The 26481-nt window shown below is 42.1% G+C and carries 24 protein-coding genes; 5 read left to right on the plus strand and 19 right to left on the minus strand.

The annotated features are described in order from the left end of the window. Nucleotides 1-74: 74 nt before the first annotated feature. The 5 genes from Q1X33_RS00645 to Q1X33_RS00665 form a co-directional block, all read right to left on the minus strand. Nucleotides 75-1481, minus strand: coding sequence for an Ig-like domain-containing protein (locus Q1X33_RS00645; RefSeq protein WP_005225811.1), 1407 nt, complete (start codon nucleotides 1479-1481; stop codon nucleotides 75-77). 305 nt (nucleotides 1482-1786) lie between these two features. Further along, nucleotides 1787-3877 carry an ABC transporter permease gene (locus Q1X33_RS00650; protein WP_301969452.1) on the minus strand — a complete coding sequence of 697 codons (2091 nt, stop codon included), beginning with the start codon at nucleotides 3875-3877 and terminating at the stop codon, nucleotides 1787-1789. Continuing rightward, nucleotides 3849-4625 carry an ABC transporter ATP-binding protein gene (locus Q1X33_RS00655; RefSeq protein ID WP_015509524.1) on the minus strand — a complete coding sequence of 259 codons (777 nt, stop codon included), beginning with the start codon at nucleotides 4623-4625 and terminating at the stop codon, nucleotides 3849-3851. The genes Q1X33_RS00650 and Q1X33_RS00655 overlap by 29 nt, the downstream gene beginning before the upstream one ends. An 89-nt stretch (nucleotides 4626-4714) precedes the next feature. After that, a complete protein-coding gene (locus tag Q1X33_RS00660; protein WP_005225806.1) occupies nucleotides 4715-5662 on the minus strand; it encodes a HAMP domain-containing sensor histidine kinase in 948 nt (315 codons plus the stop codon). Next, nucleotides 5659-6354 carry a response regulator transcription factor gene (locus Q1X33_RS00665; RefSeq protein WP_005225805.1) on the minus strand — a complete coding sequence of 232 codons (696 nt, stop codon included), beginning with the start codon at nucleotides 6352-6354 and terminating at the stop codon, nucleotides 5659-5661. Before Q1X33_RS00665 ends, Q1X33_RS00660 begins: the two co-directional genes overlap by 4 nt. Nucleotides 6355-6516: 162 nt before the next feature. Here Q1X33_RS00665 and Q1X33_RS00670 point away from each other — a divergent pair, with 162 nt between their 5' ends. Continuing rightward, complete coding sequence (locus Q1X33_RS00670) at nucleotides 6517-7134, plus strand: FMN-dependent NADH-azoreductase (RefSeq protein ID WP_005225804.1); 618 nt, start codon at nucleotides 6517-6519, stop codon at nucleotides 7132-7134. Between the two features lie 134 nt (nucleotides 7135-7268). Here Q1X33_RS00670 and Q1X33_RS00675 read toward each other — a convergent pair whose 3' ends face one another. From Q1X33_RS00675 to tyrS, 4 genes are all read right to left on the minus strand, one after another. Next, nucleotides 7269-7655 (minus strand): cytidine deaminase, encoded by a 387-nt coding sequence (locus tag Q1X33_RS00675; protein WP_005225803.1) that lies wholly within the window; start codon nucleotides 7653-7655, stop codon nucleotides 7269-7271. 45 nt (nucleotides 7656-7700) lie between these two features. Further along, the gene (locus tag Q1X33_RS00680; protein ID WP_005225802.1) at nucleotides 7701-8594 is read right to left on the minus strand and encodes a deoxyribonuclease IV; all 894 of its coding nucleotides are present in this window, start codon (nucleotides 8592-8594) and stop codon (nucleotides 7701-7703) included. Between the two features lie 88 nt (nucleotides 8595-8682). Continuing rightward, nucleotides 8683-9594, minus strand: coding sequence for an AEC family transporter (locus Q1X33_RS00685; protein ID WP_301969453.1), 912 nt, complete (start codon nucleotides 9592-9594; stop codon nucleotides 8683-8685). Nucleotides 9595-9663: 69 nt separating this feature from the next. Next, nucleotides 9664-10926 carry a tyrosine--tRNA ligase gene (gene tyrS / locus Q1X33_RS00690; RefSeq protein WP_005225800.1) on the minus strand — a complete coding sequence of 421 codons (1263 nt, stop codon included), beginning with the start codon at nucleotides 10924-10926 and terminating at the stop codon, nucleotides 9664-9666. Nucleotides 10927-11188: 262 nt separating this feature from the next. Between tyrS and Q1X33_RS00695 the strand changes: the two genes are divergently transcribed. Beyond that, the gene (locus Q1X33_RS00695; protein ID WP_301969454.1) at nucleotides 11189-13633 is read left to right on the plus strand and encodes a transglycosylase domain-containing protein; all 2445 of its coding nucleotides are present in this window, start codon (nucleotides 11189-11191) and stop codon (nucleotides 13631-13633) included. Between the two features lie 142 nt (nucleotides 13634-13775). Here the strand turns inward: Q1X33_RS00695 and ccpA are convergent, their stop codons facing one another. Next, nucleotides 13776-14774: a catabolite control protein A gene (gene ccpA / locus Q1X33_RS00700; protein ID WP_005225798.1), complete on the minus strand. Its 999-nt coding sequence runs from the start codon at nucleotides 14772-14774 to the stop codon at nucleotides 13776-13778. A gap of 194 nt (nucleotides 14775-14968) precedes the next feature. Here ccpA and Q1X33_RS00705 point away from each other — a divergent pair, with 194 nt between their 5' ends. Together Q1X33_RS00705 and Q1X33_RS00710 are read left to right on the plus strand one after the other, a co-directional pair. Continuing rightward, complete coding sequence (locus tag Q1X33_RS00705) at nucleotides 14969-16069, plus strand: Xaa-Pro peptidase family protein (RefSeq protein WP_005225797.1); 1101 nt, start codon at nucleotides 14969-14971, stop codon at nucleotides 16067-16069. 54 nt (nucleotides 16070-16123) lie between these two features. After that, on the plus strand, nucleotides 16124-17002 hold the full coding sequence (locus tag Q1X33_RS00710) for an NAD-dependent epimerase/dehydratase family protein (RefSeq protein ID WP_005225796.1): 879 nt from the start codon (nucleotides 16124-16126) through the stop codon (nucleotides 17000-17002). Nucleotides 17003-17082: 80 nt separating this feature from the next. Here Q1X33_RS00710 and Q1X33_RS00715 read toward each other — a convergent pair whose 3' ends face one another. From Q1X33_RS00715 to hprK, 6 genes are all read right to left on the minus strand, one after another. Further along, nucleotides 17083-17763, minus strand: coding sequence for a YtxH domain-containing protein (locus Q1X33_RS00715; RefSeq protein ID WP_016610287.1), 681 nt, complete (start codon nucleotides 17761-17763; stop codon nucleotides 17083-17085). A 14-nt stretch (nucleotides 17764-17777) separates the two neighbouring features. Then, nucleotides 17778-18203: a DUF948 domain-containing protein gene (locus tag Q1X33_RS00720; RefSeq protein WP_005225794.1), complete on the minus strand. Its 426-nt coding sequence runs from the start codon at nucleotides 18201-18203 to the stop codon at nucleotides 17778-17780. Between the two features lie 160 nt (nucleotides 18204-18363). After that, nucleotides 18364-19281, minus strand: a complete 918-nt coding sequence (gene galU / locus Q1X33_RS00725) for a UTP--glucose-1-phosphate uridylyltransferase GalU (RefSeq protein ID WP_005225793.1) — start codon at nucleotides 19279-19281, stop codon at nucleotides 18364-18366. A gap of 17 nt (nucleotides 19282-19298) precedes the next feature. Continuing rightward, the gene (locus tag Q1X33_RS00730; RefSeq protein WP_301969455.1) at nucleotides 19299-20327 is read right to left on the minus strand and encodes an NAD(P)H-dependent glycerol-3-phosphate dehydrogenase; all 1029 of its coding nucleotides are present in this window, start codon (nucleotides 20325-20327) and stop codon (nucleotides 19299-19301) included. 75 nt (nucleotides 20328-20402) lie between these two features. After that, entirely contained in the window at nucleotides 20403-21233 is an 831-nt protein-coding gene (gene lgt, locus Q1X33_RS00735; protein WP_005225791.1) for a prolipoprotein diacylglyceryl transferase, read from the minus strand. Between the two features lie 14 nt (nucleotides 21234-21247). Further along, nucleotides 21248-22183 (minus strand): HPr(Ser) kinase/phosphatase, encoded by a 936-nt coding sequence (gene hprK, locus Q1X33_RS00740; RefSeq protein ID WP_005225790.1) that lies wholly within the window; start codon nucleotides 22181-22183, stop codon nucleotides 21248-21250. Between the two features lie 157 nt (nucleotides 22184-22340). Between hprK and Q1X33_RS00745 the strand changes: the two genes are divergently transcribed. Then, nucleotides 22341-24041, plus strand: a complete 1701-nt coding sequence (locus Q1X33_RS00745) for a M3 family oligoendopeptidase (RefSeq protein ID WP_005225789.1) — start codon at nucleotides 22341-22343, stop codon at nucleotides 24039-24041. 63 nt (nucleotides 24042-24104) lie between these two features. Here Q1X33_RS00745 and Q1X33_RS00750 read toward each other — a convergent pair whose 3' ends face one another. The 3 genes from Q1X33_RS00750 to liaX are packed head-to-tail and all read right to left on the minus strand — an operon-like array spanning nucleotide 24105 to nucleotide 26384. Next, entirely contained in the window at nucleotides 24105-24464 is a 360-nt protein-coding gene (locus tag Q1X33_RS00750) for a phage holin family protein (RefSeq protein WP_005225788.1), read from the minus strand. Beyond that, the gene (locus Q1X33_RS00755; protein ID WP_005225787.1) at nucleotides 24464-24772 is read right to left on the minus strand and encodes a PspC domain-containing protein; all 309 of its coding nucleotides are present in this window, start codon (nucleotides 24770-24772) and stop codon (nucleotides 24464-24466) included. The genes Q1X33_RS00750 and Q1X33_RS00755 overlap by 1 nt, the downstream gene beginning before the upstream one ends. A 49-nt stretch (nucleotides 24773-24821) precedes the next feature. Further along, on the minus strand, nucleotides 24822-26384 hold the full coding sequence (liaX, locus tag Q1X33_RS00760; protein WP_034868502.1) for a daptomycin-sensing surface protein LiaX: 1563 nt from the start codon (nucleotides 26382-26384) through the stop codon (nucleotides 24822-24824). Nucleotides 26385-26481 lie beyond the last annotated feature (97 nt).

The raw sequence follows: 26481 nt of genomic DNA on the forward strand, positions 1-26481 counted from the left end.
ATCTTCCCTTTAAATAAGTCTTTATTAATTATTCTTCCAAGTAAAAAAACTGCCTCCAAAATGTCAGTTTCTATCTACCTGATAAATTTACTCCAACTTAACTTCAATGCGCAGCCTGCTAAAACCATTCCTATTGCAATCCATAAATGATTAGACGATTCATTCGTTTGAGGAAACTGCTGTTTTTCTGATTGATTATGCAAATTATTTGATTGGGATACCTGCATGTTCCCAGGGGTTGAACTTTGATGTGTAATCGCTCCATTATTACTAGAACTACTCCCGTTATTTGATTCTGAACTACTAATCATACTGCTTTCGCTACTTGGTTCCGTGCTACTGCTGGTGCTACTTTCACTACTTGGTTCCGTACTACTGCTGGTGCTGCTCTCACTACTTGGTTCCGTACTACTGCTGGTGCTGCTTTCACTACTTGGTTCCGTGCTACTACTGGTGCTACTTTCACTACTTGGTTCCGTGCTGCTACTTGTACTACTTTCGCTACTTGGTTCCGTGCTGCTGGACTCCCCTGGTTCACCGGTTCCGCCACCACCGCCACCATAGCGTGGCGTATAGCCAGTAATACTGCTTGTTCTTGGCACATCATTGACCAAAGCATCAAGGATGCCCCGATTGGTATATTGTTCCAATGAACCATCCGTTTCTGTTTTGTAGGTAATGTAGATCCGTTCCTCTGTATCCCGCAAAGGAATTTCAAAGGAGCCGTCACTATTTAAAACAATCGGTACTTGCTCGACATACGTTGGGTTGGAAACGCTAGGTCCATAGACCACTCGAGCACTCGTACTGACTAGTGTCTGATGAGGACCTAAAAAGTCAATAAACGTTCCATCTTTGATCGTCACTTGGTCCGTGTCAAACGAGTTGATATACACTCGCCAATCAATGATCCGTTTGGGTTGTTGCGTACCTAAATACAGTCCTTGTTTGGTGAGTAAGGCACCCTCCCCTGAATCATCCACTGCTTGAATAAAAATAGGCACCGATTGCGTCCCATTTGCCGTTTCAAAGTTGATGTTGTTGATCTGATTTTCTATCACGTCATCACTGAACTTTGTCCAAAAATAAAAGTCCCCATGTACATTGGTATTTTGTTCGACAAATTCCGTGAAAACAAAGGTCAGCTGATTGCCAACTTGGGTAACATTGACCACTAAGTTGTTATTTTCATCGTATAAAGCATACGTATTATTAACGCCTTCAATCTCAGCTGGCAAGGTGACGGTCGCTTTGTCACCTGCTTTTAAATCACCTAAGTCCTCCAAACTCCAGGTCATATCTATTTTAAAGGAATCATCCTTTTCAATACTTGTGATGACCTCGTTGTGGCTATTTACGATCGATACATTTGTGATCAGCTTGGCACCCACATCGGTTTCCCCATAAACAACCCGCATACCAGCAAAAACAGGAATCAACAGCAGCAAGACAGCAAATGCTTTTCCTAAACGTTTGATCATTGGTTTCCTCCCTTAAGTGATCGCTTAGCTAAACCCATCGGTCACAGCAATTACTGTACTCGACATGAATATTTTCATTAACAGTTGTCTTTTCGTTTCACGGTGAGAAAAATAGACTTCCAGTTGCCACATTCTTGCCGCGTATCCGCGACTGCCTAATAGAATCAGTGTTACCTAATTTTATCGGCTTTTCGGTGATTTACACAATTAAAACGCTTCATTGGTGAAAGAAAAATAACAATGCAGCAAGCAAAAAACCAAATCCCAATCTGTGTTGATTGAAAGGGATTTGGCTAAAAAATAAATCACTCTGTCGGATCGGCGATTCGATCAATTTGCTGGAAGTACCGGTACTGACAAACAAAGTAAAAAACGATTTGGAAAATCAAAAAGAGACTAACGATCACACCATAGTATTGCCAAACAGGCAATTCTACTAAAATACGCAAAGCGGTCATTGCCACCGCAAAATGGATCATTGCCACGACTGTTGGCAAGAAGTACATCACTTGCAGCTGGCGTCTCAGAACGTTGTGACGCTCCTTGGGCGACACACCTAAAATATGCAAGGAACGATGGTACGCCCCATCTTTATCTAAATCTGCAAATAAACGGAAATAGATAATCGAAGCGGAGAAAATAAAGAAAACCGAACCTAGTAATACCGTGATTATTAAAATGATGCCATTTCCTTGACGATTCTCTTGGAAAACTTGGTATTTCGAGGTATAAGACGTACGCATCGGAATGTCTTTTGCCGCTTCTGACCACTCTTCATCTGTATAGTCACCTTTGGCTTCAAACTCCCGACTGAGTTCTTCGTATTGCTGATCGATCAAGGCGTTTTCTTTATCTAACTTTCCATTGAAATCAGATACCAATTCAGGTGTTTCAGCCCATTCTGGATAGTCTAACCAAATAAAACCAGATTCCATATCATCGTTAGATTCTTGTAAGAGAGCTTGCCATTCCTCAAAGGTCTTATCTGTCACAACTGACAAACCAAAGTGATCCAGAGAAAGCATTGAGGGGCTGTGGACAATCGTAATATCCTTTTTTATACCAGTTTCTGAACCCAATTCAATTGGATAGATACTTGTGCGTTCGTTCTCAGGGACTTCTAGAAGCTGTTTTCGACGTGAATAATTAGCACTAAGTGTCATTATTTGATTATCTGCAACGGAATCAGCTTCCTCACCGATTTGTTTCATCATTTTCTGATAGTCGCTTTCTCGCATAATTGAAAAGCCATTCGTCGTATAAAATGAATCATTCATAACTGCAGATTCATCAAGATTCGCATAGGCCCATAGTAAGGAAACACTATCCGTTACATGTGAGTACCCTTTTTCTTCTATGGCAGTTTTAATTTCATTCATTTTCCCCTCAGAATGATCGAGGTCTTCTGGCCCAGACCACGGAAACACATAGGCTACACTGATTCCTTGGATCGAAGAAAAAGAAGAACTGCCAATCGCCAGCATCACGGAAATCCCAACGAATGCCACGGAGGTACTAATAGCGATCAGACTATACATCGCCGCATTGTCTCGCATGCGAAAGATCCATTCGCTGATAGTCAGCATCCGAGTCCCTCGTAAGAAGGTCGGGCGTTTTTTTAATCGTTTCAACAGAAATACGCTGAACTGATGGAACGACAAGATCGTGCCTGCAACAGTCAATAAGACTCCTAGCATAAGTGGCAGCATTGAGTAGGTTTGGTAGCTAAAATAAAAGACCGATCCATAGCCCGCCACCAATAATATAATTCCTGAAAATGCCAATGCCCAATGACTTTTTGGCTCAGGACGTGGTTTTTCATTTTCCTTGATCAATGAGATGATCTGTTCTCCTTGCAAGGTCCGAGTACTGAAAAAGGAGATCAAGAGGAAAATAAAGACATAGATCCCAAAGGTCAATCCTAAACCTTCCATAGGAACCATAAATTTCAGTCCTTCTGTTAGATACATGACATTTTGCGCAATCAGCAGCAACAATTTCGTCACTAAAATCCCCAACCCAATACCAGATACTGTGGCACAGGTTCCTAAAAGGGCATTTTCGACAAACAAAATCTTTCGCAGATCTTTTTCTTCGATCCCCAAAATCAAGTAGATCGCCAGATCACGTTTGCGTCGTTTCAAAAAGACCACAAATGTATACCATAAAAACAACAGCGACAGTAAGGCGATCACCACGAGTGCGACGGATAGACCGACCTTAGCTAAGCTTGAAAGTGTATCGCTATTAGATAAGTTTTCTTCCAATTGCGGATGAAAGAGCAAAAGACTAAAGATATAAAACACCATCGCTGCAAAAGCGCTGCTGACGAAGTATGCTGCATAGGTTCGAAAATTTCCCCGCAGATTACGAATGATCAACTGTCTGAAATTCATGACGGCGACCTCCTAAATGTGCTAGGACTTCAAGAATTTTTTGATAAAATTGCTGTTGATCAGCACCACGATAGACTTCGTTATACAGCTTTCCGTCTTTGATGAAAACGACCCGATCAGAAAAGCTGGCGGAATACGGATCATGGGTGACCATCATGGTAGTGACTTTGCGCTGTTTGTTCATCTGACTTAGTATTTCCATGACATCTCGTGCTGCCTTGGAATCAAGATTACCCGTCGGTTCGTCTGCTAAAAGCAATTCTGGTTGATGGATCAAAGCTCTGGCAATCGCAACTCGCTGCTGCTCTCCACCGGAAAGCTGATAGATGCGTTTGTCTTTTTTCTCATAGATCCCAAGTTCACGTAATAGCTGTTCCGAACGTTCTTTCATCTCAGGAACTGGCACCCGATCCAATGTCAATGGTAAAATCACATTCTCAAGCACGCTCAATGGCGAAAGTAAATTGTAGTTTTGAAAAACAAAGCCTAGTTGCCGACGACGAAACTCCGCGAGTTTTTGCTTAGATAATTCTAGTGGCTGCTCTCCCTTGAGAATCACCGAACCTGAAGTCGGTTTATCCAATGTTGCCACCAAATTCAGCATGGTGGTCTTGCCACTGCCAGATGGCCCCATAATGCTGATAAATTCTCCTTCTGGCACTTTGAGATCGATTTGTTGTAAAACCTCAACAGACACTTCCCCTGTATAGGTTTTCGATACATTTTTCAATTCTAGTAAAGCCATCATCTTCACTCCTTTGCTACCAGTTTAGCAGGCGGCACCGCAATCAGTTATCGATTTCATGATAGAAAGCTTACAAAATTGTAAGAAAGCCTTCACCTCCGAAATGTTAAGGTAACTGTCGTGCCTTGATTCTCCTTAGAGACAAGCGACACATCGATATCTAATTGTTTACTGATCGTTTCAACTAAATAAAGACCGATCCCAGTTGCCTCTCCTGTTTGCCGCCCATTCTGACCTGTATAAAAGGGGCGGAAAACCCGCGGGAGATCCGCTGCTGCAATCCCGCAGCCTTCATCTGCGATCGTTAAGCTTCTAGAAAAAGGATCGATCTCAAAATAGACTTTACTGTCTGGCTTTGAGTACTTGATGGCGTTGCTGATGAGTTGAAAGAGCAAAATACCTAGCCATTTTTTGTCTGTTGTCACCGTGATATCTGCTTCACTCATCAGCTTCGGATAGACTTCACTGCGAATAAAATTTCGCTTCTGGTCACCGATACTGTGTTTTAACAATTCCAACAATGAGGCTGATTCGATAACGAAGTCCTCCGTGAAATCTTCCAAGCGTACAAAATTCAGCGCAGTCGCCAAGCCACTTTTTAAGCGATCTGTTTCAGCCAAAAGATCATAGCTATCGACTTCTTCACTTTCAGCCATTAGCGCCAAAACTGAGACAGGTGTTTTCATTTGATGAACCCAGATATTCATGAAACGAATATGATTTTGATGGTGCTGATCTAATTCTGTCAGCCGCTCTTGCTCTTTCTGTTCATGGGCATCGAACTGCTTGCACCATTGCTTGGAAAGGTAGCCATTGCTTCGGTGTGTCGCTCTTCCATGCTTGATATACTGATAAAACGCAGTATTGGAAAGGTAATCTACCAAATAAACAAGAACAATGAACAGCCCGAATAGAAGCAGACCATAACCAATTACGAGGTAATTTCGATAGCCATCCAACCAAATCACTAAAACGAACAATGAAATGGCTAGGAACGTAACGAGTAGTTTAGGTAAATGAACACTTGCATATGCTTTCATTCTTCCGTACCTATCACTGACAAGGCGTAACCCTTTCCGCGAATTGTTTGGATCGGATCATTGATGCCCATTGCCGCCAGTTTTTTTCGCAAACGGCCGACATTGACAGAAAGCGTATTGTCATCAACGAAGCGCTCATCATCCCATAATAGATTTAAGATCCGTTCCCGTTTGACCATCTCTGGGTGTGCCGACATTAACAGGGTCAATAATTCTCCTTCTCGAACAGTCAGCCATTCACTGGCTTCACGATAGACCATCTTCAATGCTTCGGGATAGTAGATCAATTCGCCGGCTTTCAAACTTCTCGCCCGATCAGACTGTGCATAATCCCCGTAGACTCTGCGAATGTGGCTTTTTACTTTTGCCAGCAGCAAGTCATAAGAAAAAGGTTTGACTAGATAATCATCCGCACCATATTCTAGAGCCATCACTTGATCCATATTGCCGTCACGGGCGGAGATGAAGAGAATTGGAACCAACGAACGTTCCCTGATTTTTTGGCACCAATAAAACCCATCATAATAAGGTAGATTGACATCCAACAAAACCAAATCAGGTTGGATCATCAAGAATTCATCTAAAACCGCAGCGAAATTTTCTGGAACAAAGGTTTGATACGCATAGCGGGATAATTGATTTTCCATCATTTTGACTAACGATTTGTCATCTTCGACCACGAATATTTTCATAGAAATCCTCCTGTTTTCTCTAAAGTTTACCAAATCTGTGTGAAAAAAACTGCAAAATTCCAGCTTTTTTAAAAAAAGTGTACTTATTTATTGTAAGCAAAATTATTTTATAGTATACTACGTTTTGTGATTAAAACTTACTTAAAGTAAAGGTGGAAAAAAATGAAAAATATTTTAGTTGTTAAAGCCAATAATCGTCCTGATGGAGTATCTGCAAAAATGTTTGATACGTTCGTTGAAAATCTTGATACCAACAATGTGGACGTTGTAACCTTTGACGTGTACGCACAACCAATGCCTTATATCGGTCAAACGTTATTTGAAGCATTTGGCAAACTTTCACAAGAACAAGAATTAAACCAAGAAGAACAAGAATTGATGACTGTCCGTCAAGACGTGATGAACAAATTCGCAGCAGCGGATACCATCGTTTTCGCTTTCCCAATGTGGAACTTAACGATTCCTGCTGCCTTGCACACATTCATCGACTATATCTTCCAAGCTGGCTTTACTTTTTCTTATAACGAAGATGGTTCAATGAACCAATTATTGAAAGACAAAGAAATCGTTCTATTGAATGCCCGTGGTGGTGTTTACTCAGGCGAAATGAGCGCAATGGAAAACGCTGTAACCTTTATGGAAAAAGTTTTCGGTGGTATGTTCGGCATGAACATCACAGAAGAAGTAATCATTGAAGGCCACAATGCAGATCCTTCTAAAACAGCAGAAATCATTGCTGAAGGTTTAGAACGCGTAGCAGCTGCTGCGAAAAAATTCTAATCATTGCTATTGATCAACTCCTCAACAAAGCGCTATTGCTTGTTGAGGAGTTTTTTTATCCAAAAACGTAGCTCGTCTATGGATCGATAAAACAAAGAGTCCCCTTAGAACACAGCGGTCTAAGGGGACTCTTTTTATTTTGATGCTTTCCAATCAACAGGCAACAGCTCTTCTAGCGTCATGATTTTTCCTGCTGCGATCATGACCTGCGTGTTATGGTTGGCAGGATCCAGCTGGCTGATGAATTCACGGCAACGACCACAAGGTGGGATCGGCTCACCTGCCGAATTGATTGCAACCATCAGTAACACCCGCTGCTGACCATCGGTGATCATTTGCGCAGCCGCAGCCTGTTCGGCGCAAAAACCCATAGAACAGCTGGTATCGATACAGATCCCTGTAAAAATCTGTCCATCTGCAGTAGCCAGAGCTGCCGCGACACTCCCTGCTTCTGCAAATTGAGAGAGCTGTCTGAATCCCAGTTTTTGTTTCGCGGCATCGATCAGCAACTGAAAGTCCATTTTTCTTCCTCCAATAATAAGCTGGCTCATGGTTAAATGAACCGTTTAAGCACCCGCCATGATTTTCGTCAATAGCTCAGGATCAAAGGTCTTTTCCCGCAGCATCGCGATTTCATAGCCATAAGGGGCTTTTTTATTCTTTTTGTCTTCGCCAACATAGGGTGTTTCCAAAATTTTCGGTAACGCTGATAATTGCTCATGATGAACGATCTTATTCAAGGCTTCAAAGCCGATCGTGCCAAAACCAATATTCGCATGTCGGTCTTTGTGGCTGCCCTGTGGATTTTTTGAATCATTGACATGGATGACCTTCAAGCGATCCAACCCGATGATTTTGTCAAACTCGTTTAACACGCCGTCAAAGTCTTCTTTGACATTGTAGCCAGCATCATTCGTGTGACAAGTATCTAGGGTAACGGATAATTTTTCATTTAAGGTGACACCATCGATAATTGCTGCCAATTCTTCAAAGCTGCGACCAATCTCGGTGCCTTTACCTGCCATTGTTTCTAATGCGATCTGGGCAGTTTGATTTTTTTCAAGTACCTCGTTTAAGCCTTTAATGATCTGCTTGATCCCAGCTTCTGGTCCTGCACCGACATGGGCACCGGGGTGCAATGTGATTTGAGTTGCACCTAAAGCTTGGGCTCGTTGGATTTCTTCTTGTAAGAACGAAACAGCAAAGCCAAAGTTTTCTGGTTTGATGGTATTGCCTAAATTAATGATGTACGGGGCATGGACGACGATATTCGAAATTCCTTTTTCCGTCATAAAATCTTGTCCAGCTGCGATCTGCATTTCTTCGATCGGTTTGCGCCGCGTGTTTTGCGGAGCTCCGGTATAGATCATAAACGTAGTAGCTTGATAGCTAGCTGCCTCTTCTGCTGCTCCTAAAAGCATTTTTTTGCCGCTCATTGAAACGTGTGAACCAATCAACATTTTTCTTTTCCTCCTAAATCTAGTCTTCTCTATTATCGATAAAAGCGCCTTGTAAAGCGATTATTTTGCTCATTGCCGTATTTTTTTATCAAGCGAGTCCAAATAACATCAGAACACCCGTCATTAGCGGCATACTTATCAAAAAGCTAATGGAAGAAACGAAACCCACCGCTTCTTCCTCCATTCCAGCAATCACGGAATTAATGACACCGAATAAAGGAATTGGAGCAAACACTAACAAACAAAGAACTGGCTTTAATAAAACTGGGATTGGTAAAACATAGAAAGCTGCGAACAGCACGAATGCCAGTCCGTACCGCAAGCTTAAAATTTTGATCACTGTTTGGGTGGTGTGCTTCGGTAAGCGGAAATCCAAAAATAAGCCAATCATAAACATGGACAAAAACGTATTTGCGATCCCGATTGGTTGAACAAGCGCCAATGCCGCTTCGGGAATCCTCCAATCCGCACTGCGGATAATCAGCATCACTAGATAAATAGTAAACGTTGGCGAACGCAGGAGATTCAAAAAGATTTTCCCTGGTTCAAACGTCGTCCGCTTTCCAATCAAGAATTCGATGAAAATCGTCGTTCCCCCTGCCAACATGATACTGTTCCCCATATCAAACAGCGAAATCAGCGGAATCCCTAAAGGATAAAAGCTTTGGGCAAAAGGAATCGCAAAATTGCCGATATTAAAGCCTGAACCGCAGTACATCGCAAACTGCTGCAGCGTGTTCGATTCTTTTTTGGTCAAGAAAAATGCGAAGAGGATCTGAACGATCGTAATGATCAACGCGATCACAATCAAACTAAACGCACTGACTTGTACTTGCATTGAAGCTAAATTCAAAATGATTGCTGCCGGTAACGTCACATTCAAAATAATTTTGGATAAGATCGAGCCATCCGCTTTTGAAAGGACATTTAGCCGCTTAAGAAAATACCCTAAGAAGATCATGGCAAATAAACCGGCGGCATTCAACACTATATTTCCCATTCCAACAAAAACCCTTCCTCTACAAAAATTTGAAAAAAGCGAACCAACAAGGCGGTTCGCTTTTTGCGATTAAAATGTTAATAAGAAATATTTTTTCTTGCCACGACGAATCACGACGTATTTTCCACCGATCCGATCACTTGCTTGGAGCTCGTACGTTAGGTCTTGGACGCGTTCCCCATTGATGTAGATGGCACCATTTTGAACGTCTTCTCTTGCTTGACGTTTTGATGGTTCGATTTTAGCAGTCGTCAACACTTCAACGATGTTCAAAGAATCATCTGCTGTTACCTGATGGCTTGGCACCCCTTTGAAGCCTTGTTCGATCTCTTCAGCGTTCAATTCTTTGATATTGCCACTGAATAAACTTGCTGAGATGCGTAAGGCTTGTTCATAAGCCTCTGCCCCATGAACCAAAGTAGTGACTTCTTTTGCCAAAGCTTTTTGTGCTGCTCGAGATTCTGGTGCAGCGTTAAACTCTGCTTCGATCGCAGCGATTTCTTCTAATGATAAGAAGGTGAAATATTTCAAGAATTTGACTGCATCACGATCATCCGTATTGATCCAGAATTGGTAGAACTCGTAAGGCGTCGTTTTCTTGGCATCTAGCCAAACCGCATTGCCTTCTGTTTTCCCAAATTTCGTTCCATCTGCTTTTGTGATCAATGGCATAGTCAAACCGAACCCTTGGACTTCCCGCTCACGACGTAATAATTCGATCCCAGAGGTGATATTCCCCCATTGATCGCTACCGCCTAATTGCAACAAGCAACCGTGGTTGTCGTAAAGATTCAAAAAGTCATAGGCTTGTAATAGCTGGTATGCAAATTCCGTGTAGGAGATCCCAGTTTCGATCCGACGTTTGACACTTTCTTTGCTCATCATGTAATTGATGGTAAAGTTTTTCCCAGTGTCGCGCAAGAAATCAATCAGTTTCAATTCCCCTAACCACTCATAGTTATTGGCAATGATGGCAGGATTTTCTTGGTCATCAAAATCAATGAAGCGAGATAATTGGCTCTTGATACTTTGTGACCATTCTAAAACGGTATCTAGTGTGTTTAATTGACGTTCTTGATCTTTAAAGGATGGGTCACCGATCATTCCTGTACCACCGCCTACTAATGCGATCGGCACATGTCCGTTTTGTTGGAAACGGCGCAACATCAAAATAGGCAATAAATGACCAATATGCAGGCTATCTGCGGTAGGATCAAAGCCGATATATAGTTTCACAGACTCTTCATTTAATTGTTTGGTCAAGGCTGCTTCGTCTGTGGTCTGATGAACTAATCCGCGTTGCTTTAGCTCTTCAAAAAAGTCTGTACTCATTCTTTCTCCTCCTAATAATTGCTTCATTGTTCATCTTAACTGAAAAAGAGTTCAATGAAAAGTCTTTCTCTCAAAGTCCTTTACCAAAAAAGAAACTTTTAGGCAAATCCGTTCATTTTCCTTTATTATCGCTGGTTCAATACAAACACCAACTGGCATTTTCTCCCACACTTCTTTCGATAACAGATAGGGTGCTACCCAAGCGCCTTGTTTTTTGCTATAATTACACGGAATCTATTCTAATTTATTGAGGTGACTCTTTTTGTCCCAGAAAACGAAAAATCAAAAGAATACAGAAAACAAAAATAGAGGCTGGTTCTATTTCAACATCAGTCTTAGGGTTTTACATGCCCTGTTCTTAGTTGCTATTTCTTTGCTGGTTCTAGGCGGTTCTTTAGCCTTAGGGATCGGTGCCGGCTACTTTGCTTTTCTTGTGGAAGATACCGCAGCTCCTTCTAAAGATGAGTTACAAAAAGAATTGACCGACATCACAGAGACTTCTCAACTCGCATACGCTGATGGCAGCAAAATCGCAACGATTCGCTCGGATCTAATGCGAACGTCGGTTAATTCCGATCAAATTTCAGATTATTTGAAAAAAGCGATCATCGCAACAGAGGATGAATATTTTAATATTCATAATGGGGTCGTACTAAAAGCAGTCGTGCGGGCATTATTGTCAGAAGCGACAGGCTTTGGCGGCAGCGGGGGTTCCACTTTGACCCAGCAGCTGGTAAAACAACAAATCCTTTCCAGTGAAACGACCTTTAAACGCAAAGCCAATGAGATTTTATTAGCCATGGAAGTGGAGAAATTTTTCGATAAAGATGAGATCGTCACTATGTATTTAAACATCTCCCCTTTTGGTCGAAACAATAAAGGGCAAAATATCGCAGGTGTGCAAGAAGCGGCGCAAGGAATTTTTGGCGTCAACGCAGCTGACCTGTCTTTACCGCAAGCAGCCTTTATTGCGGGTCTGCCACAAAGCCCGATCGTCTACAGCCCTTATACAAATACGGGTGAGATCAAGGAAAACTTGACCGCTGGCTTAGAACGAAAAGACTTCGTGCTCTTCAGTATGTATCGTAACCACGATATCACGAAAGAAGAATACGAAGAGGCGCTTAATTATGACTTGAAGCAAGACTTCAAAAAACAAGAAGCCATTGAACAAACGGATCAAAGCTTCCTTTATTACACTGTGTTAAATGAAGCAAAAGACATTATTGCCAAACAGCTGGCAGATGAAGATGATGTCAGTGACGAAGAATACGCCAAAGAGGAAACCTATCAAAAATACTTCGAATTGGCGCAGCAAAAACTTGTTAATGGCGGCTATACCGTCACATCAACGATCGATAAAGATATTTATAATGCGATGCAAGATGCCGTCGACAAATACGGCTATATGCTAGACAACTGGGGTGACTCCACCATCGAAGTCGGCAATGTCATGATGGACAACGCCACTGGGAAAGTACTAGGCTTTATTGGCGGTCGTAACTATGCTGACAATCAATTCAACCATGCCTTTGATGCCAAACGCCAAGCAGGTTCAAGTATCAAACCCATGCTGGTTTACGGACCGGCGATCGAAAGTGGCTTAATGGGCTCTGAATCGATGGTTTCTGACTATGCCGCAAAATGGCGGACAGGAGAAAACGCCGGTGAGCCGATCGTCAATGCCACAAACCGTGGAACCAATACTTTTATGTCGATTCGTGAATCATTGGAGGTTTCCAGTAATATCGCAGCGACAAATATTTTCCAAGATCTTTGGGAAAAAGAAGGCGATCATTTTTATGCCTACACAAATTATTTAAGCAAAATGGGCTATCCCGAAGATAATAGCTGGGCGTATGAATCAGCGCCATTAGGGGTTACAGATGTCACAGTCTTGAATCAAACGAATGGCTTCCAAACATTTGCCAATAATGGTGTTTATCAGCAAGGCTATATCATCGAATCAATCAAAGACAATGAAGGCGAAGTGCTTTACCAGCATGAAGCCAAACCTGTCCAAGTCTTTTCAGAAGCGACGGCTTCCATCATGACCGACATGATGCGTAGTGTCATCGATGAGCAAAAAACCAGTTCCTTTAAATCGGTTATCAGCGGATTGGATTGGAACCTCGGAAATGCCGATTGGGTCGGAAAAACTGGTTCCACCAACAACTGGTCGGACTCTTGGCTAGTCGTCTCCACCCCATCGATCACCATCAGCAGCTGGTCAGGTCGAGATGACAATAAGGGGACCGATAGCGCTGCAGGAACTCGGACAGCCAACTATATGGCTTACTTGATCAATCGTATTTATCAAACAAACCAAGAAGTCTTTGGTGTGAATCAGAAGTTTGAACTTTCTAGTGATGTCAAAAAAGCTCAAGTTTCCAAGTTTACTGGTACCCAACCAGGAGGAACCGTGCGAGTCGATAATCGGACCTATACCAATCCAAGCAGTACCGTTACTTCGTATTGGGCCACTGGCGGACCAGATACGGTCGATTTCAAATTTGGACTCGGTGGTTCAGATGCAAACTACGCTGACTATTGGAGAAAAGCATCTTCTAGCCGTTCAACAAATCGTTCGTCGAATACATCATCGAATAACGCATCCAACAATGTTACACCTACGGCAAATGATGAGGATGACGATGAGGAACAGCAAGACAATAATCAACAAAATACCAACAATAATGATGACTGATCAGCCTTGTGCTGATCAGTTTTTTTATGCAAAAAAAGTGTGAGGAGAAAATCCATAGATTTTCTCCCCACACGAACGATCGCTGAAGCAAAAAGTGGAACAACAAGGCGTTGTTCCACTGATCGTTTGATCAAATCGCTGCTTATTTCGTAGAGCTTTTTTCTGAAATACCGTAAGGCAAGACGATCGTTTTTTGTTCTACATCTTCTTTGTTCATCATTTTTGTCAATAGACGCATCGCAACGGCACCCATATCATACAATGGTTGCGTCACACTTGATAAGCGTGGACGAGCTGCTTCAGCCAATAATGAATTGTTGCTGGTGATGATCTCGAAATCTTCAGGAACTTTAACACCTTTGTCTAACAAACCATCTAAGACACCGATGGCTAACTCATCGTCTGTGACATAAGCTGCTGTTGCACCACTGTTGATGATGCGATCAACTAAGGCTAAGCCTTCTTTAAAGCTGTATGGTGATTCAAAGATCAACCCTTCAGAATATTCAAGGTTGTTTTCTTTCAAGGCTTCTTTATAGCCTTTCAAGCGGTTTTGGCCATTGATTGGATCGATCAAAGCACCGCTGACAAAAGCGATTTTTTGATTGTTTTTCGCCAATAATGAAACAGCATCTTTGGCAGCTGCTGTGTAATCGATATTGACACTTCCTACTTGTTCATCAGGATCGATCGAACCAGCTAAAACGACTGGTGTTTTTGAGCGAGAGAATTCTCCGCGAATTTCATCCGTGATGCGATGACCCATGAAGATAACGCCGTCCACTTGTTTTGCTAACAAGTTGTTCAAAACGTTGACTTCTTTCATTGTATCGCCATCAGAGTTGGCTAAGATGATATTGTATTTATACATGGTCGCTACATCATCGATCCCACGAGCAAGTGATGAGAAGAACATATTGCTGACATCAGGAATGATGACACCAACAGTCGTGGTCTTTTTACTTGCTAACCCTCGAGCAACTGCGTTTGGACGATAATCCAAGCGGTCGATCACTTCCAGCACTTTCTTACGAGTTGCTGGTTTTACATTTGGATTTCCGTTGACTACCCGTGAAACAGTTGCCATCGATACATTCGCTTCCCGTGCAACATCATAAATCGTAATTGTTTGTTTTTCCATGATATATCTCCCTTATTCTATTTTCAGAAAATCTTATTTACATTTCTTTGTTAGGATAGCAAATTTTTTCCGTATTTGCAACCGTTTTAATTTTGTTTTCATGAAAACTTAGCAATTTCCTACTTTCCCCGCCCCTATTCTCTTCTAAAGCATGATAAAATAGAAAAAGAATACTTGAAAGAAGGTTTTTTCAAATGAATGATAAAAAAATCAATGAGTTAAATGGCTGGTTGAAAACCAATGGCGCAGATGTTGCCTATATTTCTAATCCAGCAACGATCGCTTATTTTTCAGGTTTTAAAAGTGAACCTCATGAACGGGTCCTTGCTTTGTTTGTCGCACCTGGAAAAGATCCCTTTCTTTTCACACCAGCTCTGGAAGTAGAAGAAGCAAAAAATAGTGGCTGGCCCTTTGACATTATCGGTTATCTCGATAGCGAAGACCCTTGGGCGAAAATCTGTCAGGAATTGACCTCTCGTTACCAAGTTTCTTCCTTGGCACTAGAAAAAAATGACCTTTCCGTCGAGCGCTATGAAGCATTGAAACGGTTTTTGCCACAGACCGATTTTTCTTTAGATGTGACTCCGGTCATTCAAAAAATGCAGTTAACCAAAACGGCTGCTGAAATTGACACCTTGCTAGAAGCTGGCAACTGGGCAGACGTTGCTTTTGAGATTGGATTTGCTGCCATCAAAGAAGGCGTCAGCGAAATGGCAATCGTGGCAGAAATTGAGTACGAGTTGAAAAAGCGTGGGGTTTCCCATATGTCCTTCGATACGACGGTGTTAGCTGGTGCCAATGCAGCAAGTCCTCATGGCGTACCTGGTGACCGCAAAGTGACAGCCAATGAACTCGTCTTGTTTGACCTAGGGGTCGTTTGGAAAGGATATTGCAGTGATGCAACCAGAACGGTTGCCTATAAAGAACCGACTGCATTACAAAGAAAAATTTATGACATCGTTCTTGAAGCTGAACTAGCAGCGCAAGCAGCGGTCAAACCTGGGATTACCGCTGGAGAATTAGACAAGATTGCTCGTGATGTGATTACTGGCTATGGCTACGGCGACTACTTCAACCATCGTCTAGGTCACGGCATCGGGACCACGGTTCATGAGTTCCCCTCTTTGATCACTGGCAATGATTTAGTGATCGAAGAAGGTATGTGCTTCTCTATCGAACCGGGCATTTATTTACCAGATCAGGTCGGTGTCCGCATTGAAGACTGTGTGTATGTCACTGCAGATGGCTGTGTACCTTTTACCAAGACAGCAAAAGAATTATTGATCTTATCTTGATTTTCCTAATGAAACGGCGCAACATGTTAGCATTACATGAAAAGGAGTGTTCTTATGAGTAAAAAAGTGTTGGTTTTAGGCGGCACGCGTTTTTTCGGTAAATATTTGGTCCAATCACTAATTGATCAAGGATTGGACGTGACGATCGCTACCCGAGGGAACACGAAAGATTCCTTTGGCGATCAAGTCAACAGAATCATCTTCGATCGCACCGACGAAGAAAGTATCAAAACGGCATTAACAAAAGAAACCTATGAGGTCATTTACGACAATATTGCTTATACTTCCAACGACATTGAGATTCTCCTGCGTCATGTCACACCGAAGCGCTACATCGTTACTAGCTCAATGTCTGCGTACCATGAATTACACTTCGATTTGATTGAAGCGGATTTTGACCCTGCTAAAGAACCCTTCAGACTGGTTGGCTCTGAGGAGGTCGATTATGCACAAGGCAAGCGAACCGTGGAAGAGATCCTGACCCAAAAATACAGTCAAATCCCGTCCGTTTTTGTCCGCTTTCCTTATGTGATCGGTGCAGATGATTACACAAAACGTTTTACCTTTTACATTGACCATCTGATAAAGCAAAAGCCAATGGCTGTCGATAATCTAACGCATCAAATGGGCTTTGTGGATGCCCAAGAGGCTGGTAAATTTTTAGCGTTTCTAGGTACTAGCTCGTTCACAGGACCCATCAATGGTGCGTCAAAAGGTACAGTTTCCTTAGAAGAAGTGCTGCAATACGTAACGAAAAAAACTGGTCTTTCCCCGCTCTTTTCAGAAACAGGCGATCAAGGCCCTTATAATGGTACACCTGCTTATTCGATCAATGTTGGTCTCGCTGAGGAAATTGGCTTTCCATTCAGTCACCTGCAGGATTGGCTCTATCAACTTTGCGATTGGGAAATCACCCAAGCATCAAACGAATAACTACCAAAATCACAAAAAACGTTCGCCGATTTAACTGGCGAACGTTTTTATCTTTTAAAGCAATCAAGTTTTATCCTTACTTATGCTTCAGGATTGTTTTTTTCTAATGTATCTTTTAATTCTTCTTTCGCATCTTCTAAGTCAGCTTTGGCATCTTTTGTTTCTGCTTTCGCTGTTTTTTTGGCATCATCTGCTGCTTTTCCAGCTTCTTTTTTCAAATCAGCTGCGGCTGCTTGACCGTCTTTTTTGGCTTCTTCAACGACAGGTTTTGCTTCTTGTGCCCCTTCTTTGACGGTTTGTTTCATATCCGCTGCAGAAGATTTTGCATCAATGATGATATCTTGCACCGTGTCATCAGCGTCTACTTTGGCATCTTTCGCTGATTCTTTGACCTCGTTCGCTGATTTTTTGAAGCGTTCTGAAAGATCACCTGCTTGTTTCTTTAACTCTTCAACGGTTTCTTCTGATGAACCAGCTGCTGTTTCTTTTAAGTCATCGACTTTCGCTGTTAAAGAACCGGTGAAGTCAGATGCTTGCTCGCTTAGTTTTGCCGCTTTGTCTTTAGCGATATCGACAAGATCCGTACTTCTTTCTTTGGCTAAATCACCATAATCAGATGCTTTATCTAATAAATCGTCTGCTTGTTTTGCTAATTTATTTCTTAATGTTTTACCAGATTCTGGCGCCAACAAAAGTGCTGCTGCTGCTGCCGCTGTTCCTCCGATGATTGCTCCTAATAAAAATCCGCCTTTTTTACTCATTGAAAGTCCTCCTTTTATTTTTGGTTATTTTTGTCTTTGAAAATTTTCATGGCTGTTTGACCGACTTTTCCAGCTACCGTTGCTTTGGCAGTGGTCCGGCCAAGACTACCCACGCGCGTAATTAAATTTTTTCCAGAAACATTTAGTTCTGAAACACTGGTACTTAGATCTGCAACTGCTGTGAACAAAGGATCGATGGTTGCGACTTTTCCGTTCACATCTTGTAAAAGCTCATTCGTTTTTACCAAAAGACCTTCAACCTCTTTTGAAAGAATATCAACGTCTTTAGTAATGACACGGATGGTTGTGTTTGCCTCTTCGACCGTTTTGTCTACTTTGGTCATTGTCTTGCTGACTTGCATCAACAAACGAACGACGAAAATGACCAATACGACAAATGCAATCGCAGCAATCAATGCAGCTAGTTCTCCTCCTGACATAGAATGGCTCCTTTCCCCATTTACTTATATTAAGAATAGCATTTCACTGCACTTTCTACAAATAAAAGACTGCATTTTTAAGAAAATTATCCGCTTTCAACAGGAAATAATAAAAAAACAAAGCAATTTCATCAGAAATCGCCTTGTTTAGGAGTTTTTGTTATTTTTTTGACGCTTTCGGTGCTTCTTTGACTTCTTTTTGAGCCGGAGCTAGTTCTTTTCCTAACTCGATCAAATACTCTTTCAAGCTGTCTTTGACTTCAGGGTGCACTAGACCATACTCGATACTTGTTTTTAAGAAACCGAATTTGTCTCCAACATCGTAACGCTTGCCGGTAAATTGATGAGCAAACACGCGTTGGGTTTTATTTAATGTGTCGATGGCATCCGTCAATTGGATCTCGCCACCAGCACCTGGTTCTTGATTGGCTAAAATATCAAAAATTTCAGGGGTCAACAAGTAGCGGCCAATAATTGCTAAATCACTTGGCGCATTTTCTGGCGCTGGTTTTTCCACAAAGTTTTTGACATTGAACAAGCCTTTTTCAACTTCCATACCAGGATCAATGATCCCGTATTTTGATGTATCTTCATGAGGAACATCCATGACAGCGATCGTTGATGCATGCGTTTTTTCATAATTATCGATCAACTGTTTCGTCAACGGTACTTGATCTTCCATCAAGTCATCACCTAGCATAACTACAAACGGTTCATTTCCGACAAATGCCCGAGCCTGTAATACGGCATGGCCTAATCCTTTCGGATGAGATTGGCGAATGAAATGAAGATTTACGTCAGTTGTTTCTTCCACTAATTTCAAAAGCTCCGTCTTGCCTTTTTCTTTTAGATTCATCTCTAATTCTAAATTGGCATCGAAATGGTCTTCGATTGGACGCTTTGCTTTCCCTGTGACGATCAAAATATCTTCGATCCCCGATTGTAAAGCTTCTTCCACGATAAACTGAATCGTTGGTTTGTCAACGATCGGCAACATTTCCTTTGCCATTGCCTTTGTAGCTGGTAAAAATCGGGTACCCAGACCGGCTGCTGGGATAACTGCTTTTTTGACATTCATGTGACTCGCTCCTTTAATCATAATGATTGATCTACCGAAAATTCGTTTTCTTCTTTGCCGTCTCGCAGCATAATATCTTTCGCTGCTTGCTTGATGTCTTTGCCTTCATACAAGACCGAATAAATCGTTTCTGTGATTGGCATTTCCACCAACAAAGCTTCTGCTAATTCGCGGGCAGCTTTTGTGGTTGAAACTCCTTCAACGATCATCCCCATATTGTCTAATACTTCATCTAAGCTATGGCCTTTTCCTAATAGGTTTCCTGCACGCCAATTTCGTGAATGGACACTGGTACAAGTGACGATCAAATCGCCAACCCCACTCAATCCGATAAAGGTTAAAGGATTGGCACCCATTGCCACACCAAGACGACTGATTTCTGCTAACCCACGGGTCATGATCGCTGCCTTCGCATCATCCCCAAAGCCAAGTCCTGCGATAGCACCGGCACCAATGGCGATGATGTTTTTCAAAGCGGCGCCAGTTTCGACACCGATCACATCGTTATTCGTGTAGATTCTAAAGTAATCATTCATAAATAGCTCTTGTACATACTTAGCAGCCGCTTCATTTTCTGAAGCTGCCGTGATCGTGGTGATATCATGGACAGCGACTTCTTCCGCATGAGATGGTCCTGACAAGACAACGATTTCTTGCCGTTTATCAGCTGGGATCTCTTCGGCAAGTACTTCTGAGATTCGTTTATGACTGCCTTGTTCTAACCCTTTTGAGGCATGGATAATGACTGGCTTGCCAGTTGTTTTCTTAGTGAATTCTTGTGCCACGGCACGAATCGCTTTAGTTGGTACGACAAACAAGACGGCATCTGCCCCTTGGATCGCCTCTTCTAAATCTTTACAGCCTAGAATATTTTCAGGAAGCTTCAGATCTGGCAAATAATGCCGATTCGTATGATACGTATTGATTTCATCGATTTGGGCGGGATTGTTCCCCCAAATAGTCACTTCATGTCCATTTTCAGACAAGACTTGTGCCAAAGCAGTCCCCCATGATCCGGGACCTAAGACGGCGATTTTCTGTTTCACTATGGAAACCTCCTCTATCCTTTTCGCAAATTCATGCACTTCATCATTTTACCATAATTTCGATAAAATAACTGTTTAGATAATCGTTTGGTTCTTACCAAAGCTGCGGTTGTAATCCTTTAACGCTTGTTTTTTCCTGCGCCAGATCAGTAAAGCGATCGCTCCGAAGAATAATAAAGCGGAAAGTGCCTGTGACACACGGATTCCACCAAATAAGTATAAACTATCGGTACGCATTCCTTCAATAAAGAAGCGCCCGAATCCATACCAAATCAAGTAGCTCAAGAAGACTTCGCCTTCTTTTAATAACCCAGTTTTCTTACGCAAGAAGATCAAAACGATAAATCCAATCACGTTCCAAACCGATTCATAAAGAAAGGTCGGCTGCCGATATGCTTCATCAATATACATATTATCGATAATAAATTTCGGTATATACAAACTTTCTAAGAAGGAGCGGCTGACTTCAGCGCCAAATGCTTCATGGTTCATAAAGTTGCCCCAACGCCCGATGCCTTGTGCCAATAAGACACTTGGTGCGGCGATGTCTAAGAAGGTCCAGGGAGAAATAAAATTTCGTTGGCAGAAAAAGTATAGCCAGATCCCCCCGGCGATCAGTGCGCCGTAGATGGCGATCCCACCAGAGCGAATATTGAAAATTTGACTTGGGTCATCAATGTAGTATTGCAAGTCAAATAGAATATAATAAAGCCGCGCACCAATGATCGCTACTGGCAATCCAATCAACATAAAATCAGTCACATCATCTGGCTTGAGCCCGACACGAACCGCCTCTCTCGTGCTTAACCACATAGCAATGATCACGCCTGATACGATAATGATCGCATACCAATAAATCGGCAAACCAAATAGTTCAAATGCGACTCGATTTACTAAACCTAACATCTATCTTATCCTCTCTAGTTTCCAGAATTTTCTTCGATCAATTGCGTCAATCGATTTTCAAAGGTCTTCGTTGCATCGTAGCCCATCGTTTTCGCTCGGAAATTCATGGCAGCGACTTCGATAATGATCGCAACATTTCGACCAGTTTTTACCGGGATCTTGATTTGTGGTACATCGACGCCACCAATTTCAACCGTCGTATCATCGGTTCCTAGTCGATCATACTTTTTGTCTTTCGCCCAAGCTTCTAAATACACCGCTACTTGAACCTGCATATACCCTCGTACGGCACTGGCACCAAAAAGATTCATGACATCGATGATCCCGATTCCGCGGATCTCGATCAAGTGCTGCAAGATTTTCGGCGGTTCCCCTACCAAAGTCAATTCATCTTGCTTATACACATCCACCCGATCGTCAGCGATCAACCGATGCCCACGTTTGATCAACTCTAAGGCTGTTTCGCTTTTCCCAATTCCGCTATCGCCTTGAATCAAAACGCCTAGTCCATAGACATCCACTAATACCCCATGGACACTGGTTCTTGTGGCTAAGCGCCCATCGAGGAAACTAGAAAGCTCTCCTTGCAGACGTGAGGTTGAGATGGGCGAACGCAAAATTGTGATCTCATGTTCTTTGCAGGCTTGAATCATTTCTGCTGGTACTTCCAAGCCGCGAGAAACGATAAACCCTGGGGTATCCTCGGCACACATTTTGCGCATCACCATCAAGCGTTCTTCTGGCATCATTCGTTCCGCAAAGGTGATCTCTTTGCTGCCGAATAATTGCAGACGATCATGGGAATAGTAATTAAAATAACCCGTCAATTCCAAACCAGGTCGGGAAATATCGCCGGTAATGATTTCTCTTTCTAAACTGTTTTCAGTTCCTTCAACTATCTCTAAATTTAAAGCCTCCGCCAGCTCGCTGACTTTGACGGTTTCTGCCATAGGTTTTCCCTCTTTTCTCAATGATTCTTGCCGCTGTTTCTTGTAAACGACACTCTGGTTCTATTTTATCATTCTATCAGTAAAGTTACTACCTTCGCCAATAGAAGTCCTCATTCTTTTTCGTTTGTGTTATTATTTTACTAAGGAGGGATTTTTAATGAAATTTTCAGCATACAAGTATCAACGCCCTGATTTTCCAGTTTATCAAGAAACATTCAAAAAAGCATTAGCAAACCTTCAGTCAGCCGATACCTTCACGGAGGCGAAGCAAGCTCTTGATGCTTTGAACGAACTAAGAGGAACGATCGATACCGCAATGAACTTGGCTTCGATCCGCTATTCGATCGATACCAACGATGCCTTTTATGAAGCAGAAGACACCTTTTGGAATGAATACCAGCCTCATTTTGAAGCTCTGGATTTTCAATTCTATCAAGCACTCCTGGCTTCACCTGTCTTAGATGAATTAAAAGCCGAATATCCAGAAACACTTTTTTTATTTGCCGAAAGCCGTGTGAAGCTTTTTGATGAGGCCTTGATCGAATTATTTCAAAAAGAAAACCAATTGGCTTCTGATTACAGCAAATTGGTCGCTTCTGCCCAAATCGACTTCCAAGGAGAAACCTATACCCTCGCACAACTGCGACCATTTACCGAAAACAAAGATCGCGGTGTTCGAAAAGAAGCGTTTGAAAAACAAACGGCTTTCTTCACGGAAAATGAAGACCGTTTTGATCAAATTTATGACGAGATGGTCAAGGTTCGTACCGAGATCGCTCACAAGCTCGGCTTTGAAAATTATGTTGCCTTTGCGGATACCCAAATGAATCGTTGGGACTATGATCGTTCAATGATCGAAACCTATCGTCGGGAAATTTTAGAAAAAGTCGTCCCAATTACCCAAAAACTGTACCAAAGACAGGCGCAGCGTAATCAATTGACTCAGGCAACCTTTACCGACCTGCCGCTTGTTTATCCTAGTGGTAACGCAGAGCCTAAAGGAACTCCTGAAGAACTAGTAGAAAAAGCCCGTGTGATGTATCAGGAACTATCCCCTGAAACTGGCGAATTTTTTGATTTTATGGTCGAGCATGACCTACTTGATCTACTAAGCAAAAAAGGCAAACAATCTGGCGGCTATTGTACGTTTATCCAAGACTATCAATCGCCATTTATCTTTGCCAACTTTAATGGCACTTCTGGCGATGTCGATGTTTTGACCCACGAAGCTGGCCACGCGTTTCAAGCCTTTCGCTCTCGTTGGATCAAAGAACCGGAAATTCTCTTTCCCAATTATGAGTCTTGCGAGATCCATTCAATGTCGATGGAGTTTATCGCCTGGCCATGGATGGATGCCTTTTTTGAAGAAGAAACAGAAAAATACAAATTTGCGCATCTTGCTAGCAGCCTGCAATTTTTGCCTTATGGCGTTTTAGTGGATCACTTCCAACAAGATGTTTATGAGCATCCTGAGTGGTCACCAGCACAGCGCAAAGCCCGTTGGCGGGAATTAGAGCGCCAGTATTGCCCAGAACGGGATTATTCAGAATATCCAGACCTTGATCGTGGCTTGTATTGGTTTAGACAAGGGCATATTTTTGAATCACCTTTCTATTATATCGATTATACATTGGCGCAAGTGTGTGCGTTCCAATTTTGGTATCGATTCATCGTGGCTAAAGACGAAACCGCTTGGCAAGATTATTTGGCCATCTGCGAAGTCGGCGGCACGAAAACATTCCTTGAGATCCTGTCTCTTGCTCATTTGCGTTCACCTTTTGAAAAAGGGGCGCTTGATGAGACGTTACAGGCAGTAGATACGTACCTTGCTGCTATCAAAGAAGAACAGTTAAACTAAAAAAAGACGTTTCCGTTTCTCCACTAGCTTCATAGCTAGTGGGAGAAAACGTGAAACGTCTTTTTAACGTGAATATTTTTCGATATGGTGTTCGGTCACGATCATATTGATCACTGACATGATCAGTGCCACTAATAGCGCTGCCCCAAACGAGGAGAAGCCAAAGTTGGCTGACCCCACAAAATATGAAGTCAAATTCAGCATGAGCGCATTGATCACAAAAGTGAAGAAACCAAGCGTCAGTAAAGTCAATGGAAATGAAATGACGATCAGAATTGGTTTAATCAAAGCATTCAGGATCGACAGTACGAAACTGGCGATCACTGCAGTCATAATGCTTTGAACATGGATCATATTTGGTAATAAAACCGCCAATGTGACAAACGTCAGTGTATTCATGATAAGCCGTTGAAAATAAGACACTAGAAGTCACTCCAGTCCTCATCCTCCACCTTTTCCGCTTCTTTACGGGGACGATTTGCTTCATTGTATTTGTTTTGTTTGTAGTAGTGATTGTCGTGGCCATATCCTGAGGTGCTCTTGCGACCAGAAGGGATCAAGACCGCCATGATGATATATAAAGTGATTCCAGGGAACCCAGCAGTCACTAAAGATAGAAAGACATAGATCACGCGAACGATGGTTGGATCAATTCGCAAGTATTCTGCCAGACCCCCTAGAGTACCTGTAATGACAACGTTATTGGCTGATTTTGTTAATTTTTTGTTCATTTATCTACACCTTCCTTCTTTTCTTTAATGAGTGTAAACCCAGCGATTCTTATTTGTCTGTATCTTTGATAAAGACATTTCCTGTTGTTGTGGATAGATCGATTTGAGCGACTTTATCGGCAACCCGACGGAATTGCAATAGTTGGTTTAGGCGTTCTTTTTTCTCACGCACAACTTCCATCTCGCTTAAACGATTGTTGATGCTACCTAAACTTGTTTTTGCGATCCCTTCAAAACCGATTCCTGTCGGTAATGCTACTTTGACATTCCCATTTACAGAGCTGGCGTTTAATTTTTGGACCGTTTCTTCTTTGTAGGTCACACGGATGTTGCCGTTAACTAAAGAAATACCGGTATTTTGTGGCGTTGCTGTCAACGTAACGTCGCCGTTCACCGTTTCAATAATGGCATCTAAAATCTCACCCTCTTGAACAGTGATCGTTCCATTCACGCCTTCAATCTCTAACATCGATGCGTTTACTTTGCGGAAATCGATATTGCCGTTTGTTGATTTTGTATAGACATCTTTCGCATCCAATTCATTGAATGTAACATTGCCGTTCAGCAATTTCACTGCCACATGATCATAGGTACGTTTTGGCAAGTAGAAAACGAGATCGGCACGAATGCGTTTGTTGGGAATTTGGAAAGAGATGCGTTCATCATCGACATTGATTTGGCTTCTTGCTTCAAAAGCATCGAAAGGCTCCGCCGCATCCATTTTACCATATAGTTTGATTTTGGCATCTACTTTGACCCCTGGTTCATCCCATAATTGGAAGGAAACATTGCCGTTTGCCAATTTCACATCGATCAATGTCGCTGCCGTTTCATCATAGCTGAATGTGTGCTCAAATTTTGTCGCTGCAACACCAGGAACTTTCAAGTTGATGTCTTTCCATTCCATGTTGTCATTGACTGACTCTGTCACTGCCCGAACTGTTTTCTTCAAGAAGTGTCCGAAGTGTGTGCTGGCATCGACCATTTTTTCACTTACTTGGTTAAAGGTGTCAGTCGCTTGCTCTTTCCAATCCTCTGGAATATCTAATTTTTGAGAAATTTTTTCTTTTGTTTGAGACCATTGGTCTTTGCGAATATTTTTTAATTTTGCTTCCAATTCTGCTTTTTCTTCAGATAACCCATCTAAGGTTTCTTCCAATGCAGTAATGGTCGCTTCTGTTTCATGACGCGTAGCCAATTCATCTTCTGACAAATGATCCAACTCTTCTTTGGTGTTCAATTGCATCAGTGTTTCTTGTGCTTCTTTTAATTCTTCTTTGACGCCAAGAATTTCAGCATTGATTTCGTCCAACTCAGCAGATGCTTGGTTGGCTTCCGTTGCTAAACCATCGAGAATCTTTTCAAGATTTTCTTTGTCTTGCGCTTCGTTTTGACGAAGTTTTTCTTCGCCGTCAAACGTGAACATCTCATCGTCGTTTTCAGTATCATCAAATGGGCTTGTCGCATTCTTATCCGCGGTTACCTCAGCAGCAGCTTTGTTAATTTGTTTTTCGTCTTTGGCTTTTGCCATACCTTCTAGTAAATCCAAGGCTTCTTCTGTAGAAAGCACACCTTTTTTTACTAGATCCAATATACGTTCTCTTTCGTTCATGGAAATTGCCTCCTTCAGCAAATGTGTGATTGCAAGTTTAGCTTACGAACCTATTATGCCTTGTTTTTGCAAAAGTGTCATAGGTCTTAAGTACCAA

The organism is Enterococcus sp. B2E4 (genome assembly GCF_030499455.1).
Classification (GTDB): domain Bacteria; phylum Bacillota; class Bacilli; order Lactobacillales; family Enterococcaceae; genus Enterococcus_D; species Enterococcus_D casseliflavus.

What these genes read in the sequence shown, in the direction of transcription:
- Q1X33_RS00745 (WP_005225789.1), top strand. Translation starts at nt 22,341, where the DNA reads ATGAAATTTTCAGCATACAAGTATCAACGCCCTGATTTTCCAGTTTAT.
- Q1X33_RS00715 (WP_016610287.1), bottom strand. Translation starts at nt 17,763, where the DNA reads ATGAGTAAAAAAGGCGGATTTTTATTAGGAGCAATCATCGGAGGAACA.
- Q1X33_RS00665 (WP_005225805.1), bottom strand. Translation starts at nt 6,354, where the DNA reads ATGAAAATATTCGTGGTCGAAGATGACAAATCGTTAGTCAAAATGATG.
- hprK (WP_005225790.1), bottom strand. Translation starts at nt 22,183, where the DNA reads ATGGCAGAAACCGTCAAAGTCAGCGAGCTGGCGGAGGCTTTAAATTTA.
- liaX (WP_034868502.1), bottom strand. Translation starts at nt 26,384, where the DNA reads ATGAACGAAAGAGAACGTATATTGGATCTAGTAAAAAAAGGTGTGCTT.
- Q1X33_RS00720 (WP_005225794.1), bottom strand. Translation starts at nt 18,203, where the DNA reads ATGTCAGGAGGAGAACTAGCTGCATTGATTGCTGCGATTGCATTTGTC.
- Q1X33_RS00675 (WP_005225803.1), bottom strand. Translation starts at nt 7,655, where the DNA reads ATGGACTTTCAGTTGCTGATCGATGCCGCGAAACAAAAACTGGGATTC.
- Q1X33_RS00755 (WP_005225787.1), bottom strand. Translation starts at nt 24,772, where the DNA reads ATGAACAAAAAATTAACAAAATCAGCCAATAACGTTGTCATTACAGGT.
- Q1X33_RS00710 (WP_005225796.1), top strand. Translation starts at nt 16,124, where the DNA reads ATGAGTAAAAAAGTGTTGGTTTTAGGCGGCACGCGTTTTTTCGGTAAA.
- Q1X33_RS00650 (WP_301969452.1), bottom strand. Translation starts at nt 3,877, where the DNA reads ATGAATTTCAGACAGTTGATCATTCGTAATCTGCGGGGAAATTTTCGA.
- Q1X33_RS00680 (WP_005225802.1), bottom strand. Translation starts at nt 8,594, where the DNA reads ATGTTGATTGGTTCACACGTTTCAATGAGCGGCAAAAAAATGCTTTTA.
- Q1X33_RS00655 (WP_015509524.1), bottom strand. Translation starts at nt 4,625, where the DNA reads ATGATGGCTTTACTAGAATTGAAAAATGTATCGAAAACCTATACAGGG.
- tyrS (WP_005225800.1), bottom strand. Translation starts at nt 10,926, where the DNA reads ATGAGTACAGACTTTTTTGAAGAGCTAAAGCAACGCGGATTAGTTCAT.
- lgt (WP_005225791.1), bottom strand. Translation starts at nt 21,233, where the DNA reads ATGTTAGGTTTAGTAAATCGAGTCGCATTTGAACTATTTGGTTTGCCG.
- Q1X33_RS00705 (WP_005225797.1), top strand. Translation starts at nt 14,969, where the DNA reads ATGAATGATAAAAAAATCAATGAGTTAAATGGCTGGTTGAAAACCAAT.
- Q1X33_RS00645 (WP_005225811.1), bottom strand. Translation starts at nt 1,481, where the DNA reads ATGATCAAACGTTTAGGAAAAGCATTTGCTGTCTTGCTGCTGTTGATT.
- Q1X33_RS00685 (WP_301969453.1), bottom strand. Translation starts at nt 9,594, where the DNA reads ATGGGAAATATAGTGTTGAATGCCGCCGGTTTATTTGCCATGATCTTC.
- Q1X33_RS00670 (WP_005225804.1), top strand. Translation starts at nt 6,517, where the DNA reads ATGAAAAATATTTTAGTTGTTAAAGCCAATAATCGTCCTGATGGAGTA.
- Q1X33_RS00660 (WP_005225806.1), bottom strand. Translation starts at nt 5,662, where the DNA reads ATGAAAGCATATGCAAGTGTTCATTTACCTAAACTACTCGTTACGTTC.
- galU (WP_005225793.1), bottom strand. Translation starts at nt 19,281, where the DNA reads ATGAATGTCAAAAAAGCAGTTATCCCAGCAGCCGGTCTGGGTACCCGA.
- ccpA (WP_005225798.1), bottom strand. Translation starts at nt 14,774, where the DNA reads ATGGAAAAACAAACAATTACGATTTATGATGTTGCACGGGAAGCGAAT.